The organism is Variovorax paradoxus, from assembly GCA_016806145.1.
Classification (GTDB): domain Bacteria; phylum Pseudomonadota; class Gammaproteobacteria; order Burkholderiales; family Burkholderiaceae_C; genus Variovorax.
Genome location: CP063166.1, coordinates 4,306,822 through 4,323,438, shown reverse-complemented (window position 1 = coordinate 4,323,438; position 16,617 = coordinate 4,306,822). Strand labels below are relative to the sequence as shown.

At 70.3% G+C, this 16,617-nt stretch carries 13 protein-coding genes; 5 read left to right on the top strand and 8 right to left on the bottom strand.

The annotated features are described in order from the left end of the window. Positions 1 to 16: 16 nt before the first annotated feature. The 3 genes from INQ48_20050 to aspT (INQ48_20040) are packed head-to-tail and all read right to left on the bottom strand — an operon-like array spanning position 17 to position 5,176. Positions 17 to 1,690 (bottom strand): bifunctional aspartate transaminase/aspartate 4-decarboxylase, encoded by a 1,674-nt coding sequence (locus tag INQ48_20050; GenBank protein QRF55670.1) that lies wholly within the window; start codon positions 1,688 to 1,690, stop codon positions 17 to 19. Positions 1,691 to 1,739: 49 nt separating this feature from the next. Beyond that, positions 1,740 to 3,428 (bottom strand): aspartate-alanine antiporter, encoded by a 1,689-nt coding sequence (aspT, locus tag INQ48_20045; protein ID QRF55669.1) that lies wholly within the window; start codon positions 3,426 to 3,428, stop codon positions 1,740 to 1,742. A 26-nt stretch (positions 3,429 to 3,454) separates the two neighbouring features. After that, positions 3,455 to 5,176 carry an aspartate-alanine antiporter gene (gene aspT / locus INQ48_20040; GenBank protein QRF55668.1) on the bottom strand — a complete coding sequence of 574 codons (1,722 nt, stop codon included), beginning with the start codon at positions 5,174 to 5,176 and terminating at the stop codon, positions 3,455 to 3,457. 248 nt (positions 5,177 to 5,424) lie between these two features. Between aspT (INQ48_20040) and INQ48_20035 the strand changes: the two genes are divergently transcribed. From INQ48_20035 to INQ48_20015, 5 genes are read left to right on the top strand one after another with little or no spacing between them, the layout of a single operon-like run. Next, complete coding sequence (locus tag INQ48_20035; protein QRF55667.1) at positions 5,425 to 6,426, top strand: sugar ABC transporter substrate-binding protein; 1,002 nt, start codon at positions 5,425 to 5,427, stop codon at positions 6,424 to 6,426. Positions 6,427 to 6,452: 26 nt separating this feature from the next. Beyond that, a complete protein-coding gene (locus INQ48_20030) occupies positions 6,453 to 7,412 on the top strand; it encodes an ABC transporter permease (GenBank protein ID QRF55666.1) in 960 nt (319 codons plus the stop codon). Continuing rightward, positions 7,412 to 8,209: a sugar ABC transporter ATP-binding protein gene (locus tag INQ48_20025; GenBank protein ID QRF55665.1), complete on the top strand. Its 798-nt coding sequence runs from the start codon at positions 7,412 to 7,414 to the stop codon at positions 8,207 to 8,209. Before INQ48_20030 ends, INQ48_20025 begins: the two co-directional genes overlap by 1 nt. Then, positions 8,202 to 9,437, top strand: coding sequence for an ROK family transcriptional regulator (locus INQ48_20020; protein QRF55664.1), 1,236 nt, complete (start codon positions 8,202 to 8,204; stop codon positions 9,435 to 9,437). Before INQ48_20025 ends, INQ48_20020 begins: the two co-directional genes overlap by 8 nt. 38 nt (positions 9,438 to 9,475) lie before the next feature. Further along, the gene (locus tag INQ48_20015; GenBank protein ID QRF55663.1) at positions 9,476 to 10,219 is read left to right on the top strand and encodes a DTW domain-containing protein; all 744 of its coding nucleotides are present in this window, start codon (positions 9,476 to 9,478) and stop codon (positions 10,217 to 10,219) included. On the opposite strand, the gene INQ48_20010 is transcribed toward INQ48_20015, so the two are convergent. The 5 genes from INQ48_20010 to INQ48_19990 form a co-directional block, all read right to left on the bottom strand. Further along, entirely contained in the window at positions 10,122 to 11,036 is a 915-nt protein-coding gene (locus tag INQ48_20010; GenBank protein QRF55662.1) for an ABC transporter permease, read from the bottom strand. The genes INQ48_20015 and INQ48_20010 overlap by 98 nt on opposite strands. A 3-nt stretch (positions 11,037 to 11,039) precedes the next feature. Continuing rightward, positions 11,040 to 12,074 (bottom strand): extracellular solute-binding protein, encoded by a 1,035-nt coding sequence (locus INQ48_20005; protein ID QRF55661.1) that lies wholly within the window; start codon positions 12,072 to 12,074, stop codon positions 11,040 to 11,042. Between the two features lie 37 nt (positions 12,075 to 12,111). Then, positions 12,112 to 13,176 (bottom strand): ABC transporter ATP-binding protein, encoded by a 1,065-nt coding sequence (locus tag INQ48_20000; GenBank protein QRF55660.1) that lies wholly within the window; start codon positions 13,174 to 13,176, stop codon positions 12,112 to 12,114. Beyond that, positions 13,173 to 14,270 carry an ABC transporter permease gene (locus INQ48_19995; protein QRF55659.1) on the bottom strand — a complete coding sequence of 366 codons (1,098 nt, stop codon included), beginning with the start codon at positions 14,268 to 14,270 and terminating at the stop codon, positions 13,173 to 13,175. The genes INQ48_20000 and INQ48_19995 overlap by 4 nt, the downstream gene beginning before the upstream one ends. Positions 14,271 to 15,003: 733 nt before the next feature. Continuing rightward, positions 15,004 to 16,578, bottom strand: coding sequence for an amidohydrolase family protein (locus INQ48_19990; protein QRF60816.1), 1,575 nt, complete (start codon positions 16,576 to 16,578; stop codon positions 15,004 to 15,006). Between the last annotated feature and the right edge of the window lie 39 nt (positions 16,579 to 16,617).

The window sequence follows — 16,617 nt, the reverse complement described above, 5'->3', positions numbered from 1 at the left end:
GGCCGGTCCTCTCGGTCTATTTCTTCTTGCTGCCCCTAGTCTTCACCGCCTTCTGCGGCTTCACCACCACCGCCGCCACCGCCGGATCGCTGCTGCGCCGGGCCTTGCCCGACTGCGTCTCGAAGCGCGCGAAGTACTCGGAAGCCAGCTTGCGCAGCGAGCGCCCGATGTTGGCGTAGTCGTACTCGTTGAGGTTGGCCAGCGAGACCCGGCCCGAGGCGTGCTTGCCGCCGAAGCCGCGGCCCGGCAGCAGCACGATGCCGGTCTCCTCGGCGATGCGGAACAGCGCCTCGTTGGGCTGCAGCTGGGTGACGATCCAGTCGCCGAAGCGCTCGCCGTGCATCTGGGTGGCGATCTCCTGCAGGTCGAGCAGGTGGTAGTAGCTCACCGAGTTCGGGTCGGCCGACAGCGGCAGCCCGAGCTCGCGGTAGAGCGCCTCCTTGCGCCGCTTCACGATGCGCTTCATCGCGTGCTTGTAGGCCTCGGGTTCGTCCATCAGGCAGAACAGCGAGAACATCACCATCTGCGCCTGCACCGGCGTCGACAGGCCGGCCGTGTGGTTGAGCGCCACGGTGCGGCTGTCGGCCACCAGCCGGTCGATGAACTTGAGCCGGCGCGGCTCGGTGGTGATCGAGCTGTAGCGCGCGTCGAGTTCCTTCAGCGCCGCCTCGGGCAGGGCCGCGATCTGGTGGTCGAGCACGTTGTCCTCGTGCGTGGCCACCACGCCCATGCGCCAGCCGGTGGCGCCGAAGTACTTCGAGAACGAATACACGAGGATGGTGTTGCGCGGGCAGATCGCGAACAGCGAGCGGAAGTCGTCGGCGAAGGTGCCGTAGACGTCGTCGGTGAGGATGATCAGGTCGGGCCGCTGCTTCACGATGTCGGCGATGTAGCCCAGCACCTCGTCGCTGATCTTCACCGAGGGCGGGTTGCTCGGGTTGCACAGGAAGAAGGCCTTGACCTTCGGGTCGAGCAGCTTCTGCAGTTCCTTCTTGGTGTACTGCCAGCCGTTCTCGGACGGCGCGTCGATCAGCGCCTCGATCAGCTGGTAGTCGTTGAGGTGCGGGATCTCGATGTAGGGCGTGAAGATCGGCATGCCCAGCGCGATGGTGTCGCCGGGCTTGAGCAGGTTGTTCTCGCGCAGGCTGTTGAACAGGTAGGTCATGGCGGCGGTGCCGCCTTCCACCGCGTACATGTCGAACCCGCCGACGAAGGGATGGGTGCCGATCATCTCCTTGTGGATGTACTGGCCCACGATGATCTCGCTGAGCCGCAGCATGCGGTCGGGCACCGGGTAGTTGCAGCCCAGGATGGCCTCGCACATCTCGTAGATGAAGTCGCCGGCCGACAGCCCGAGCTGGTCGCGCACGTACGACACGGCGGCCTCGATGAAGCGCACCCCGGGCCGACCCGCGTTGGCCTTGGCGAAGATCTCGAAGCGCGCCTCGATGCCCTCGCGCTGCGGGAAGCCGCCCACGCCCTCCATGTAGACGAAGGAGCGCTCGCTCTCGGTCATGGCGAATTCGCCGAATGCGAAGAAGCCGTGGCGCGGCGTGGTCGCGAGGAAGTTCGGATTGCCGCGCCCCGCGTTGAGCATCAGGCGGTCGCCCTGGCTGGCCACCTGGATCAGCGCGTCCTTGAGCTCGAAGGGGCTCAGGCCGCTGAGTTTTTTCACGTCGCCGAAATCCATGGAAAGGCTCCTTGGTTGTGAGTAAGGCAAAAAAGAAGGGATGCCGCGCTCAGACCAGCGCGACGATCAGCGGCCCGAGCAGCGTGAGGAACACGTTGGCCAGCGCATAGGTGATCGCGAAGGGCACGGTGGGAATGGCGTTCTCGGCCTTGTCGAGCACCTCGCCGAAGGCCGGGTTGGCGCTGCGCGAGCCGCTGAGCGCGCCCGCGAAGATCGCGGTGTTGGCATAGCGCAGCACGTAGCGGCCGAACAGCATCGTGAGGATCATCGGCACGATGGTCACGACCACGCCCACGCCGAAGATCGTGAGCCCGTGCTGCTTGACCGTCTGCACCGCCTGCAGCCCCGACGAGAGCCCGACCACGGCCACGAAGCCGGCCAGGCCCAGGTCCTTGAGCAGTTGCACGGCGCTGGTCGGCAGCGCGCCGAAAGTCTGGCGCCGCGCGCGGTACCAGCCGAACAGCAGGCCCGAGAGCAGGGCGCCGCCGCCGGCGCCGAGCGTGAGCGGAATGTTGCCGATCTTCACGCTCAGCAAGCCCACCAGCAGGCCGACCACCAGGCCCGCGCCGAGGTAGACGAAGTCGGTCTTGGCGCTCGGCACGATCACGTCGCCGACGATCGCGGCCACGCGCTTGACGTCCTGCTCGGCGCCGAAGATCGTGACCACGTCGCCGGCCTGCACCACGGTGTCGGGCTGCATCGGCAGCACCTGGCCCATGCGGCTGAGCTGCACCACGAAGATGCCGTGCCGCACGCCGCCCGCGGTGGCTTCGCGGATCTGCGCCACGGTCTTGCGCTCGAAGTCCTTGTGGGTCAGCACGATGTCGCGCTTGTGCATGGTGAGCTCCATGCCCTCGACCGCGTAGACCTCCTTGCCCAGCAGCGGCGCGCTCGCCACCACCGCGTCGCGCCGGCCCACGGCCAGCACGATGTCGCCGCGGCGCAGCGCGAGCGTGGGGCTGACCTCGACGAAGCGGCCGTCGCGCTTCACGCGCTCGATCGTGATGGTGGTGGCCGGGTCGGCGTTCTCGATGTCGGCCACGGTGCGCTGCGGGTCGGCCGTGAGCTCGTAGATGCGGCCCACCAGCGAGGGCGCGGCTTCCTCCTGGTCGGCGCCCAGCACCTTCACGCCGGACTGCATCGCGGTCTCGGCCGCGATCGCGTCGTCGCGGATGGTGCGGCCCATGAACTTGGGCAGCAGGTTGACGCAGACGATGATCGCGCCGAAGGAACCGAAGACGTAGGTCACGGCATAGCCGATCGCCACGTTGGCCTGCAGTCGCGCGGTCTCGGCCGCGTCGAGGCCGAGCTTGGCGATCGCGTCGCCGGCCGTGCCGATGATGGCCGACTGCGTGAGGCCGCCGGCCGCCACGCCGGCCGCCAGGCCCTTGTCGAGCCCGAACCACTTGGCCATGACCACCACCGTTGCCAGGCCGGTGGCCGCCATCACCGCGGCCAGGACGATCTCCTTGATCGACTGCCGGCCCAGCGAGCTGAAGAACTGCGGCCCGCTCTCGAAGCCCACCGCGTAGATGAAGAGCGCGAACAGCACCGCCTTCACGCCGGCGTCGACCTGCACGCCGACCTGGCTCACGATCACCGCCACCAGCAGCGAGCCGGCCACGCCGCCGAGCTGGAACTTGCCGAACTTGATCTTGCCGATCCAGTAGCCGACCGCCAGGGAGAGAAAGAGCGCCATCTCGGGCGACTTCTTGAATGTGTCGTGCAGCCATTCCATGCGTCAGCTCCTTCCAGGTTTCGAATTCATTTCGCCGCGTGCTGCACCAGCCCGGCCAGCGCGACGATCAGCGGTCCCATCAGCGGCAGCACCACGTTCGAGATCGCATAGGTGATGGTGTAGCCCAGCAGCGGGGTGGCGTTGCCGGCCGCGTTCTGCACCGCGCTGAGGGCCGGCGTGCTGCACTGCTGGCCCGCGATCGCGCCCAGCAGCACCGGCGCCTCGAGCTTGAGCAGCCGGTGGCCGACGAACAGCGACAGGCTCGCCGGCACCACCGCCACGGCCACGCCGACCAGCGGCAGCGCCACGCCGAACTTCTTGATCAGCGCCAGCGCCTGCGGCCCCGAGGCCAGGCCGACGCAGGCGATGAAGGTGGCCAGGCCCAGGTCCTTCATCAGCGCCAGTGCATCGGGCGGCACGCTGAGCCGGTGCGGGTTCTTCGCCTGGTACCAGCCGAAGGCCAGGCCGGTGAGCAGCGCGCCGCCGCCGGTGCCGAGCGAGAACGGGATGCCGCCGAGCCTGACGCTGAAGCCGCCGATGAAGACGCCGAGCAGGATGCCCGCGGCCGCGAAGCTGATGTTGCTGCGCGTCGAGGCCAGCACGCGGTCGCCGGCCAGCGGCAGCGCGCGTGCCACCTCGTCGACCGGGCCGTAGAGCTGGAGCACGTCGCCGCGCGCGAGCCGCAGGTCGCCCAGCAGCGGCATCGCATGGCGGTCGCGCGTCACGCCCGTGACCTGCACCGAGGGCGGCAGCGCCGCGGCCAGCTCGCGCAGCTCGCGGCCGAACCATTCGCGCCGGTTCAGCACCGCCTCGGTGGTCTCGACCACCGCGTCGAAGGCCGTGGTGTCGGCGAACTCGCGGCCCAGCAGCTCGGCCACGTTGACCAGCGCCGCGCGCCGGCCGATGGCCAGCACCCGGTCGTGGGCGCGCAGCCGCAGCGCGGGCTCCACCGCCAGGCTCTGGCCGGCGCGCAGCACGCGCTCGATGTGGGCCTGGCCGCCGAGGATCGCCGCCAGCTCGCCGATCGAGCGGCCGCGTCCGGTCGTCACTTCGAACACGCGGCCGACCATCTCGGGCACGGCGCTCGCGGCGCCGGGATCGTCGCCGCCGCCACCCATGGTCTTCCACAGACGGTCGGCCTCGGCGCGCAGGTTTACGCGCAGCAGCAGCGGAAATATCTGGCTCGTGAAGACCACGATCGCGATCAGCCCGAACACGTAGGTGATCGAGTAGGCCGTGACCACGTTGGCCTGCAATTGCTGCATGTCCGCCGCCGGCAGGCCGAGCTTGGAGATCGCGTCGGTGGCCGTGCCCACCACCGCCGACTCGGTGGCCGCGCCGGCCATCAGCCCGGCGGCCGTGCCTTGGTCGAGCGACAGCAGCACGGTGGCGCCCAGCACCAGCGCGAGCACCGCCACCACCTCGACCAGGCACAAGAGGCCCAGGCGCAGGCCCTTGGCGTCGAGGTTGGCGAAGAACTGCGGGCCGCCCGCATAGCCGAGCGCGAAGATGAAGAGCATGAAGAACACGTTCTTCACGCTGTCGTCGACCCGGATGCCGAGCTGGCCGACCACCAGCGCCGCGATCAGGGTGCCGCAGATGCCGCCGAGCTGGATCGGTCCGAAGCGGATGGCGCCGATGGCATGGCCGATGGCGAGCACGAGGAACAGCGCGATCTCGGGCTGGGTTCTCAGCAGTTCGACGACCTCGCCACTCACGCGTGCCTGACCTCCAAAGTGCCGGCTCATTCTGTCGGCAATGCGACCAAATGCAAGTAACTGTTTCGTTTGACAGACGTCCAGATCGCGCGCCGTGAGCCGAATCCTTGATGCTTCCTGTGCGGGTTTTCGATAACTAAATCATATTGATTTAGTCGCTTCCTTCGCCGATAGTCCGCTGGCGCCCGGCCCGGCGACGCCATCCGCATGGCGAGCCGGCCGGATTTCGAGAACCAAGAGGCGGTCCGATCCAGCCGCCTGCCCAAGGAGAGACAACCATGCCCCGCATCCGCTGCATCCTGGCCCTGGCGGCCGCGTCCGTCGCCGCATCCACCGCCTTCGCCGCCGGCGAACCGGTGATCGGCCTCGTCACCAAGACCGAGACCAACCCCTTCTTCGTGAAGATGAAGGAGGGCGCGCAGGAAGAGGCGAAGAAGCTCGGCGCCAAGCTGCTGTCGGGCGCGGGCAAGGCCGACGGCGACAACGCGGGCCAGATCACGGCCATGGAGAACATGATCGCGGCCGGCGCCAAGACCATCCTGATCACGCCGAGCGACGCCAAGGCCATCGTGCCGGCGATCAAGAAGGCGCGCGACAAGGGGATCATGGTGATCGCGCTCGACAGCCCGGCCGATCCGCCCGAGGCCACCGACGCGCTGTTCGCCACCAACAACTACACGGCCGGCGTGCTGATCGGCGAATACGCCAAGGCCGCGATGGCCGGCAAGACGCCGAAGATCGTCGCGCTCGACCTGCTGCCGGGCCACCCGGTGGGCGCGCAGCGCCACAACGGCTTCATGAAGGGCTTCGGGCTGGCCGCGAACGACGCCAAGTCGAACGAGCTGTCGAAGGCGCCCGAGATCGTCTGCATGGCCGACAGCTTCGGCGACCAGGCCAAGGCCCAGACCGTGATGGAGAACTGCCTGCAGAAGGCGCCCGACGTGAACCTGGTCTACACCATCAACGAGCCCGCCGCGGCCGGTGCCTACAACGCGCTCAAGCGCGCGGGCAAGGAGAAGGGCGTGTTGATCGTCTCGGTCGACGGCGGTTGCCAGGGCATCAAGGACACCAACGCCGGCATCATCGCCGCGACCTCGCAGCAGTACCCGCTGAAGATGGCCGCGATGGGCGTGGCCGCTGGCGTGGAGTTCGCCAAGACCGGCAAGAAGGCCTCGGGCTACGTCGACACCGGCGTGACCCTGATCGCGGGCAAGAGCGTGGCCGGCGTCGAGAGCAAGGACACCAAGACCGGCGCCGAGCTGTGCTGGGGCAAGAAGTAATCGGCCGGCCCCGGGGAGGCACGACGATGGCGAAATCCGCAACGCACCACATCCCGTGGGGCGCCCTCGGGCCGTGGCTGGCCCTGCTGGGTGCCTGCATCTTCTTCGCGACCCAGTCCGACCGCTTCCTCACCGGCGGCAACCTCTCGCTGATCCTGCAGCAGGTGATGGTGGTCGGCGTGATCGCGATCGGCCAGACGCTGATCATCCTCACGGCCGGCATCGACCTGTCGTGCGGCATGGTGATGGCGCTGGGCAGCATCGTCATGACCAAGTTCGCCACCGAGCTCGGCCTGCCGGTGCCGGTGGCCATCCTCTGCGGCATCGGCGTGACCACGCTGTTCGGCCTGCTCAACGGCCTGCTGGTCACGCGCATCAAGCTGCCGCCCTTCATCGTGACCCTGGGCACCTTGAACATCGCCTTCGCGATCACGCAGCTGTATTCGTCCTCGCAGACCATCACCGACCTGCCGGCCGGCCTCACGGGCCTGGGCACCACCTTCGCCATCGGCGGCACCGAGGTCGCCTGGGGCGCGGTGCTGATGGTGCTGCTGTACCTGCTCGCCTGGTTCGTGCTGCGCGAGACCGGCGCCGGCCGCCACATCTACGCGGTGGGCAACAACGCCGAGGCCACGCGGCTGGTCGGCATCCCGACGCAGCGCGTGCTGCTGGGCGTGTACGTGGCCGCGGGCGTGTTCTACGGCATCGCCTCGCTGCTGTCGGTGGCGCGCACCGGCGTGGGCGATCCCAACGCGGGCCAGACCGAGAACCTCGATGCCATCACGGCCGTGGTGCTCGGCGGCACCAGCCTGTTCGGCGGCCGCGGCATCGTGCTCGGCTCGCTGATCGGCGTGCTGATCGTGGGCGTATTCCGCAACGGGCTCACCTTGATGGGCGTGTCGTCGATCTACCAGGTGCTGGTGACGGGCGTGCTCGTGATCCTCGCGGTAGCGGCCGACCAACTCTCGCGCAAGGGGGCCCGCTGATGAACGCCGCTGCGGACAAGAAGATTGTGATGCAGGCCCAGGGCCTGGTGAAGCGCTACGGCCAGGTCACCGCGCTCGACGGCGTCGACTTCGAGCTGCGCGAGGGCGAGATCCTCGCGGTGATCGGCGACAACGGCGCGGGCAAGTCCTCGCTGATCAAGGCGCTGTCGGGCGCGATCGTGCCCGACGAGGGCCGCATCCTGCTCGACGGCCGGCCGGTGCAGTTCCGCAATCCGCTCGATGCGCGCCGCGCCGGCATCGAGACCGTCTACCAGGACCTGGCCGTCGCGCCCGCGATGACCATCTACGAGAACCTGTTCCTCGGCCGCGAGCTGCGCCGCCCCGGCTTTCTCGGCAACGTGCTGCGCATGCTCGACAAGAAGCGGATGCTGCAGGAGAGCGCCGCCCGCATGGCCGACCTCAAGGTCGGCATCCAGTCGATGACGCAGGCCGTCGAGACCCTCTCGGGCGGCCAGCGCCAGTGCGTGGCGGTGGCGCGCAGCGCGGCCTTCGCGCGCCACGTGGTCATCATGGACGAGCCCACCGCCGCGCTCGGCGTGAAGGAGGGCAACATGGTGCTCGAGCTGATCCGCCGCGTGCGCGACCGCGGCCTGCCCGTGGTGCTGATCAGCCACAACATGCCGCACGTGTTCGAGGTCGCCGACCGCATCCACGTCGCGCGCCTGGGCAAGCGCGCCGCCGTGCTCGATCCGAAGAAGATCAGCATGAGCGACACCGTGGCCGTGATGACCGGCGCCATGCTGCCGAGCGCCTTGCCCGCGGAGGCGCATGCCTGATGCCGCGCCCGCCGCGCGCATGCCCGACCTGCTGCGCCCGCGCGGCTCCAACCAGGTCGGCATGCGCCAGTTCAACGAGCGCACCGTGCTGCAGGCGCTGCGCGTGCACGGCAGCCTGCCCAAGGCCGAGCTCGCGCGCCTCACCGGCCTGAGCGCGCAGACCATCGGGCTGATCACCGCGCGACTCGAGGAGGACGGCCTCATCGTCAAGCAGAGCCGCGTGCGCGGCCGCATCGGCCAGCCCTCGGTGCCGCTCGCGCTCAACCCCGACGGCGCCTTCGCGATCGGCGTCAAGGTCGGCCGGCGCGGCGCCGAGTGGCTGCTGATCGACTTCACGGCCCAGGTGCGCGAGCGCCATGCGATGGCCTACGACTTTCCCGACGCCGAGGCGCTGCTGCCCGCGATCGCGCAGCACACCCACCGGCTGCGCGACGGCCTGGGACCCTTGGCCGCGCGCACCGTCGGCGTGGGGCTCGCCGCGCCGTTCCTGCTCGGCGGCTGGCACCGCACGCTCGGGCTGTCGAAGGCGCAGTCCGACCTGTGGAACGGCATGGACCTGGGCGCCGAGGTGCGCCAGCGCACCGACCTGCCGGTGATCTTCGCGCGCGACACCGTCGCGGCCTGCGTCGCCGAGCTGGTGAGCGGGCGCGGCCACGACCTCAAGAGCTTTCTCTACGTGTTCGTCGACACCTTCGTCGGCGGCGGCCTGGTGCTCAACTCGCACCTGCATGGCGGTGCGCACGGCAATGCAGGCGCGCTCGCCTCGCTGCCGATGCAGCGCGTGCGTGGCGCGCAGCGTGATGCCGACGCGGCGCCGCCGCAACTGATCGCCGAGGCCTCGCTGTGGGAGCTCGAGCAGCGGCTGCAGCGCGAGGGCATCGACCCCGACGCGGCCTACGACGAGCGCGCGCTGCAGCCACCGTTCGCCGACGCCACCCGCGCCTGGCTCGCCTCGGCCGCCGAGGCGCTGGCCCATGCGATCGCGAGCGGCACCGCGATGCTCGACCTGGCCGACGTGGTGATGGACGGCTCGATGTCGCGCCCGCTGCAGCAGGCGCTGCTCGAGGCCACGCGCGCCGCGCTCGACGGCTGCAACTGGGAGGGCCTGTGGCGTCCGCAACTGCATGGCGGCCGCGTCGGCGCGCAGGCCTGCGCGCTGGGCGGCGCGATGCTGCCGCTGCACGTCAACTTCGCGCCCGACCACGAGGTGTTCCTCAAGGCCGGCTGAAGACCGGCCGGCAGGCGGGCATGCCCGAGAATCGGCGCATGCCCCACGCCGTCTCCCTGCTGCGCGCCGAACGTCTCGCGCGCAGCGTCAAACCTTTCCTGGCCCGTGGCGGCTTCAAGCGCGAACGCTGCGCCGGCTGCCGGCTCGCGCCCAGCCATTGCCTGTGCGCGCTGCGGCCCTCGATGGCCACGCGCGCGGGCGTCTGCCTGATCATGGGCGACATCGAGGCGCTCAAGCCCAGCAACACCGGCTGGCTGATCGCCGACGTGGTCGAGGACACCTTCGCCTTCGGCTGGTCGCGCACCGAGGTCGATCCCGCGCTGCCGGCCCTGCTGGCCGATTCGCAATGGCAGCCGTACGTGGTGTTCCCGGGCCAGTACGCCGCGCCCGAGCGGGTGGTGCAGACCGTCGCGCCGCCCGAGGCCTCGCAGGGCCACCCCGCGAAGCGCCCCCTGTTCGTGCTGCTCGACGGCACCTGGGCCGAGGCCCGCAAGATGTTCCGGCGCAGCCCCTACCTCGAGCACCTGCCGGTGCTGAGCCCGGCGCTCTCGCGCAGCACGCAGTACCGACTGCGCCAGTCGGGGCGCGACGACCACCTCTGCACCAGCGAGGTCGCGAGCCTGTGCATGGAACTGGCCGGCGACGCCCTGGCCGCGCAGATCCTCGATGCCTACCTCGCGGTCTTCACCCACCACTACCTGCAGGCGAAGAACCAGTCGCCGGTCGATGGGGAGGGCGAGGCGCATCGAAGGTTGCGGGCGCTGTCGGCTTCGCGGGCCTGAGGCCGGCCTGCAGCGCCATCCCGATCCCGAGCACCGCGACCAGCGTCACCGCCAGCAGCATGAAGGCCAGCGCCGCGCCGAAGGGCCAGTTGTTGAGCCCGACGAACTGCTGGTAGATCTCGGGCGTCATCATGCGAAAGCGCGGCCCGCCGATCAGTACCGGCGTGGCATAGGCGTTCATGCAGAGGATGAACACCAGTGACATGCCCGCGATCACCCCCGGCATGGCCTGCGGCAGCACCACGCGGCGGAAGGCGGTCAAGGGCCGCGCGCCGAGGTTGGCCGCGGCCTCCTCGACGTTGCGCGGAATGCCCTCGATCACGCTGGCCAGCGTCATCACCATCAGCGGCAGCACGATCGTGACCATCACGCCCACCACCGCGGGCTGGTGGAACATCAGCTGCAGCGGCTCGCGCGCCAGCCCGCTCCATTGCGCCAGCGCATTGAACAGCCCGCTGTTGCCCAGCAGCGCCATCCAGCCGGCCGAGCGCACCACGTTGCCCACCATCAGCGGCAGGATGGTGGCCAGCGTGAGCCACATCTTCCAGCGCCGCGGCATGCGCGCCAGCGTGTAGCCCGCGGGCAGGCCCAGCAGCAGCGCGATGCCCGTGGTCAACGCGGCCACCTTCAGCGTCACCCCCAGCACTTCGCGAAAGTACGGGTCGGCGAACAGCTGCACGTAGTTGCGCGCCGTGAAGGCCTCGACCATCAGCTCGGTCGGCGTGTAGAGGTTGAGCGAGTAGCGCAGCAGCATCGCCATCGGCGCCACCATCAGCGCCAGCACGATCGCGATGGCGGGCAGGGTCAAAAGACGCATCGCTCAGGCCGCCTTGAAGTCGCGCGACCAGTACTGCTGCAGCGCCGGCATGGCCTGCGCGAGGTAACCGAAATCGGGCACCTTGAAGCGCGACTGCTCCTCGGGCGTGAAGGCGATCTGCGCGGCCAGCTCGGGCGGCAGCTTCGCATTGGTGACGGTGGGCACGTAGCCCATGCGCTCGGCGAAGGCCGACTGCGCGCCGGCATCGAGCATCGCGTTCAGGTAGGCGAAGGCGTTGTCCTTCTGCTGGCTGTTCTTGGGCACCGAGGCGGTGAAGGTGGTCGGCACGATGCCCTCGGCCGGCACGGCCGCCGCCACGCTCAAGCCGGCGCGCCGCCACTGGTGGACGCGGGCGCGCCAGGCCAGGGTGATCCAGATGTCCTCGGCCTTGAGCGCCTGCGCCACCGCCTCGTTGGTGGCGAAGATCTTGGGCGCCAGCGCCTTCATCTCGCCGAGCTTGGCCATGCCGGGCGCGAGGTCGCCCAGCGTGCCGCCGGCCGCGAGCGAGGCGGCGGCGATGTTGTAGGGGAACAGGATGTCGGCGAAGCCGACGCGGCCCTTGTACTTCGGATCCCAGAGGTCGGCGAGCGACTTCGGCGGCGCCTTGATCTTCGCGGGGTTGTAGGCGATGACCAGGCCCGAGTAGATGTGCGGCAGCGCCTGCGGCTGGCGCAGCGCGGCGATGGCGTTCTTCGCGTTCGGCACGTTGGCCTCGGTCAGCGTCTCGAACAGGCCCAGCTGCGCGAGGCCGCTGGCCTCGAAGTCGACCATCGACACCACGTCGAGGCTGCCGCGGCGGCTGCTGCGCTCGGCCAGCAGCTTGGCCTTGCGTGGCGGACCGTCGTCCACGCTCTGCACCGCCTCGATGCCCAGCGGCTTGAGCAGCGGCTGCTCGACATGCTTGCCGAGCAGGTCGCCGTAGTCGCCGCCCCAGGTGGCGACGACGACGCGCCCGCCGACGGCGGCCAGGGCGGGGCGGGTGGTCGCCAGCGGCAGCGAGGCTGCGGCCAGCAGCAGGGAACGGCGTGTGGAATGCATGGACATGATCGGAATGAAGAGAAAGGAAGAAGGAAGCTCAGGAAGCCGTGGCATCCGCGGGCAGAGGCAGCGCGTGTTCCGCCGACCACTGCAGGCTCACGCGCTCGCCGATCGCGGGAGCGCCCTGTGCCGGCACGCTGGGCTGCGCCACCGAGACCGGGCCGACCTCGGTCTCGAAGTGCCATTCGGTCGTGCCGCCCAGGTAAGTGCCGAGCTTCACGCGCGCGGGCAGGCCGGGCGCGCCGGCCTCGGCGATGCGGATGCGGTCGGGCCGCACCATCAGCGCGAGTTCGTCGGTCGCGCGCAGCGAAGTCGCCGCGGCAGCGCAGGGCAGCAACTGCGCGCCCGCGCGGAAAGCACCGGGCGCCTCGAGCCGTCCCGGCACCAGGTTGCAGCGCCCGATGAAGTTGGCGACGAACTGGTCGACCGGCTGCTCGTACACCTGCTGCGGCGTGCCGACCTGCCGCACCCGGCCATGGTCCATCACGGCCAGCCGGTCGGCGGTGGTGAGCGCCTCTTCCTGGTCGTGCGTCACCAGCAGCGTGGTGAGCCCCAGGCGCTGCTGCAGCGCGCGGATCTCGAGCCGCACCTCGGTGCGCAGCCGTGCGTCGAGGTTCGACATCGGCTCGTCGAGCAGGAACACCGCGGGCCGCACCACCAGCGCGCGCGCCAGCGCCACGCGCTGCTGCTGGCCGCCCGAGAGCGCGGCGGGCCGGCGCTCGGCCAGGTGCTCGAGCTGCACCAGCCGCAGCGCTTCCTTCACGCGCGCGGCCTGCTCGGCGCGCGGCACCTTGCGCATCTTCAGCCCGAAGGCCACGTTCTCGGCCACGCTCATGTGTATGAACAGCGCATAGCCCTGGAACACCATGCCGGTGTCGCGCGCATGCGGCGGCGCATGCGTCACGTCGCGGTCGCCGAACAGGATGCGGCCCGCGCTCGGCGGCACGAAGCCGGCCACCATGCGCAGCGTGGTGCTCTTGCCGCAGCCCGAGGGGCCGAGCAGCGCGAGCAGTTCGCCCTGGGCCACGCGCAGGTCGAGATGGCGCACCGCGACCGTGCGGTCGTAGGTGCACTGGAGGTTGTCGAGATGGAGATGGCTCAAGAGGTCACCCGGGAAAGACTGACGAAACGATCGGCGACCAGCAGCAGCACGGCGATCAGCACGGTCTGCACCGTGCCGACCGCGGCCAGCGTCGGGTTCATGTTGAAGTTGAGGTAGCTCAGCATTTCCACCGGCAGGGTGGCGTACCCGGGGCCCGTGAGCATCATCGTCATCTCGAGGTTCTCGAAGCTGGCGATGAAGCTGAACACCGCCGCGGCCACGATGCCGGCGCGCATCGAGGGCAGCGTGACGCGCAGGAACACCGTGAGCGGGCGCGCGCCCAGGTTGGCCGCGGCTTCCTCGGGCGCGCGGCCCAGGCCCTGCAGGCTGGCCGAGACCAGGCGCACCGTCCACGGAATCGCCAGCAGCGCATGCGCGGCGATCAGGCCCGGCAGCGTCGCGACGATCTGCAGGTCGATGGCGTTGTCCACGCGCACGAAGAACACGTAGATGCCGGTGCCCAGCACCACGCCCGGAAAGGCCAGCGGCGACAGCAGCAGCGCCGACAGCGCACGCCGGCCGCGGAACCGGCCGCGCTCGATCGCATAGGCCGCCGCCGTGCCGGTGCCCACGCCGAGCAGCGCGGAGATCGCCGCGAGCTGCAGCGACAGCACGAAGCTGCTCGCGAACTGTGGCTTGCTCCAGGCATTGGCGTACCAGTGCAGCGAATAGCCCTCGGGCGGGAAGCTCATGATCGGCTGCGCGAACACGCTGAGCCAGGCCACGGTGACCAGCGGCAGCAGCATCGCGGCATAGGTGACGCCCACCAGCAGCCGGCGCGCGACGGTGGTGGGGCTCATGCGCAGCTTTCCTCGAGCACGGCCGACAGCGGCCGGCCGATCGCATTCGGCCGCGCGGCCGCGTGCATGGTGAGTGGCAGCGGCGGGTGCAGCTCGCGCAGTTCGTCGAGCCGCATGCCGCGCACGATCACGACCAGGAAGGAGCCGCTCGCCGTGCCGGCGAACGGCAGCAGCGGGGCGAACAGCGTGCCCACGCACTGCACCAGCAGCGGCAGCCGCTCGCCGCGTACCGCGACCACTCCCTTGACGCGCAGCAGCCGCTCGCCGCACAGGCCCGCGAGGTTGTCGAGCCATTCGGCGAGCGCATCGCGTGCCACCGGCGCGGCGAAGCGGCACAGGGCGGTGCGGATGTCGCTGTGCGCGGGCGTGTCGTCCGACGCGGCCAGTTCGGGCATCGGCGAGCGCGCGGCCGGCGGTGCGAGCGCGGCCAGTGCGCGCGCTCCCGGCGTCGGCTCGGCCACCAGTTCGGCCAGCGGATTGACCCGCGCGAGCAGTGCGCGCGCCGCCTCGGTGGCACCCGCGGGCGCGAGGTCCTGCCGCGTCAGCACGATGCGCTGCGCGCCCGCGATCTGCGCGGCCGCCTCGGGCAGCGCCAGCAGGGACTCGCCGCGCACGCAGTCGAAGGTGGCGACCACCTGCGCGCGCAGGTGCGCGGCCAGCGGACCGAGGCTGCGCAGCACGGGGCCGGGTCGCGCGAGGCCGGTGGTCTCGAGCACGATGCGCGCGAGCGGCGGCAGGCCGCGCGTCTCGCGCTCCTCGATCAGCGCCGCGATGGTGCCGGGCAGGTCGCCGCCCATCGCGCAGCACACGCAGCCGTTGCTCAGCAAGGCCATCGGCACCTTGGCGGCGGTGGCGGCGAGCACCGCGCCGTCGAGGTCGACCTCGCCGATCTCGTTGACGATCACGGCCGTGTCGGCCGCCTGCGGCAGCCGCAGGTAGCTCGACAGCAGCGTGGTCTTGCCGCTGCCGAGGAAGCCGGTGAGCACGGTCAGTTCGATCGGCACCGGATGGAAGTCGCTCGCCGGATTCATGCCGTGGCCGCCTCGGCGCGGTTGGCCGCGACCATCGCGCGCACGTCGGCCAGCAGCTCGGCCGTGTCGTAGCAGATGCCCCCCGCGATGGTGCGGCTCAATCCGCGCTGCCACTCCACGCGCCGGCTGTCGTCGTTCAGCCGCATCGCGCCGGTGCCGTAGAGCAGCTTGAAGTCCTCGAGCGGGTTCTGGTCGTGCACCAGCAGGTCGGCGCGCTTGCCGACCTCGAGGCTGCCGCAGTCGGCCTCGATGCCCAGCAGGTGCGCGCCCTCGAGCGAGGCGGCGCGGATCACCTCGAGCGGATGGAAGCCGGCCTCCTGCAGCATCTCGAGCTCGCGCACGAAACCGAAGCCGAACAGCTGGAAGATGAAGCCCGAGTCGCTGCCCGCGCAGACGCGGCCGCCGCGGTTCTTGTACTCGTTGATGAAGCGCATCCAGAGCCGGTAGTTCTCCTTCCACTCGATCTCGTTCTTCGTCGACCAGCGGTACCAGTACGAGCCGTGGCCGCCGCGGTAGGGCTGGAAGTTGTCCCAGTAGGCCTGCCAGGTGTAGTCGTCGTGCCAGTCGGCGCGGCGCGTGCGCATCAAGTCGCGGTTGGCGTCGTAGATGCCGAAGGTGGGCACGAAGGCGAAGCCGAGTTCGAGGAAGCGGTCCATCGCGTTGCGCCAGGTGGCGCTGCCGGGCTGCGCGGCCTGGCCGAAGGTCTGGCCCGCGACCGCGAAGCGGAAGTACTCGTCGCCGTAGTCGTAGTCGGCCGGGTAGTTCTGCACCACGCGCTCCTCGAACAGCGCCTCGGGCAGACCGTAGTAGTGCTCGGCGCTGGTCAGGCCCCACTGCGCGGTGGTCAGCGCGTTCATGCGCGTGACGGCCATCTGCGCATGGTGGCAGCCGCTGCGCAGGCCCAGGCTCGCGCACTCGGCTAGCGCGGCCTGCATGAGGGCCGGCGGCGCGCCGAAAAACTTCACGCCGTCGGCGCCGCGCGCCTTGAGCCGGCCCAGCCAGTCGCGCGCCTGCGCCGGCGTGTGCAGGGTCTTGAGGATGTCGTTGACGGCCGGGAAGTAGGCGTGCGCGAGGATGCGCGGCGCCGCGATGGTGCCGGCGGCCGCGCGCTCGCGCTGGTCCAGGGTCCAGCCCAGGCCGTTGAAGCAGCCCATCTCGCGCACCGTGGTCACGCCATGCGCCAGCCACAGCTTGTAGACGTAGTCGGCCGGCGGCGCATCGCGGCTGACGAAGGGCGAGCCGATGTGGGCATGGGCATCGACGAAGCCCGGCGTGACGAACTTGCCGTGGCAGTCGATCTCGTGCTGGCCCGCGGCCGGGCGCCCGGCCGGATCGATGGCGAGACGCGGCGCGCCCACGCCGCGCATCTCCACGATGCGGTCGCGCTCGATCACGATGTCCACCGGTCCCCAGGGCGGCGCGCCGGTGCCGTCGATCACGGTGGCGCCACGCAGCACCAGGCGCTCGAACGGCCCTTCGCCGCGGTCGCGCCGCGTGGCGCGTGCCTCCTCGGTGCCGCCGCGCAGCCGGAGTCCGGCCGCGATCTCGTCGCCGGCCTCGACGCCCGGCATGCTGTCCTGCAACGCAGTTGCTGCTGTCACTCGAATCTC

What these genes read in the sequence shown, in the direction of transcription:
- INQ48_20035 (QRF55667.1), top strand. Translation starts at nt 5,425, where the DNA reads ATGCCCCGCATCCGCTGCATCCTGGCCCTGGCGGCCGCGTCCGTCGCC.
- INQ48_20030 (QRF55666.1), top strand. Translation starts at nt 6,453, where the DNA reads ATGGCGAAATCCGCAACGCACCACATCCCGTGGGGCGCCCTCGGGCCG.
- INQ48_20015 (QRF55663.1), top strand. Translation starts at nt 9,476, where the DNA reads ATGCCCCACGCCGTCTCCCTGCTGCGCGCCGAACGTCTCGCGCGCAGC.
- INQ48_19990 (QRF60816.1), bottom strand. Translation starts at nt 16,578, where the DNA reads ATGCCGGGCGTCGAGGCCGGCGACGAGATCGCGGCCGGACTCCGGCTG.
- INQ48_20005 (QRF55661.1), bottom strand. Translation starts at nt 12,074, where the DNA reads ATGCATTCCACACGCCGTTCCCTGCTGCTGGCCGCAGCCTCGCTGCCG.
- INQ48_20020 (QRF55664.1), top strand. Translation starts at nt 8,202, where the DNA reads ATGCCTGATGCCGCGCCCGCCGCGCGCATGCCCGACCTGCTGCGCCCG.
- aspT (QRF55669.1), bottom strand. Translation starts at nt 3,428, where the DNA reads ATGGAATGGCTGCACGACACATTCAAGAAGTCGCCCGAGATGGCGCTC.
- INQ48_20010 (QRF55662.1), bottom strand. Translation starts at nt 11,036, where the DNA reads ATGCGTCTTTTGACCCTGCCCGCCATCGCGATCGTGCTGGCGCTGATG.
- aspT (QRF55668.1), bottom strand. Translation starts at nt 5,176, where the DNA reads ATGAGCCGGCACTTTGGAGGTCAGGCACGCGTGAGTGGCGAGGTCGTC.
- INQ48_20025 (QRF55665.1), top strand. Translation starts at nt 7,412, where the DNA reads ATGAACGCCGCTGCGGACAAGAAGATTGTGATGCAGGCCCAGGGCCTG.
- INQ48_20050 (QRF55670.1), bottom strand. Translation starts at nt 1,690, where the DNA reads ATGGATTTCGGCGACGTGAAAAAACTCAGCGGCCTGAGCCCCTTCGAG.
- INQ48_19995 (QRF55659.1), bottom strand. Translation starts at nt 14,270, where the DNA reads ATGGCTCGACAACCTCGCGGGCCTGTGCGGCGAGCGGCTGCTGCGCGT.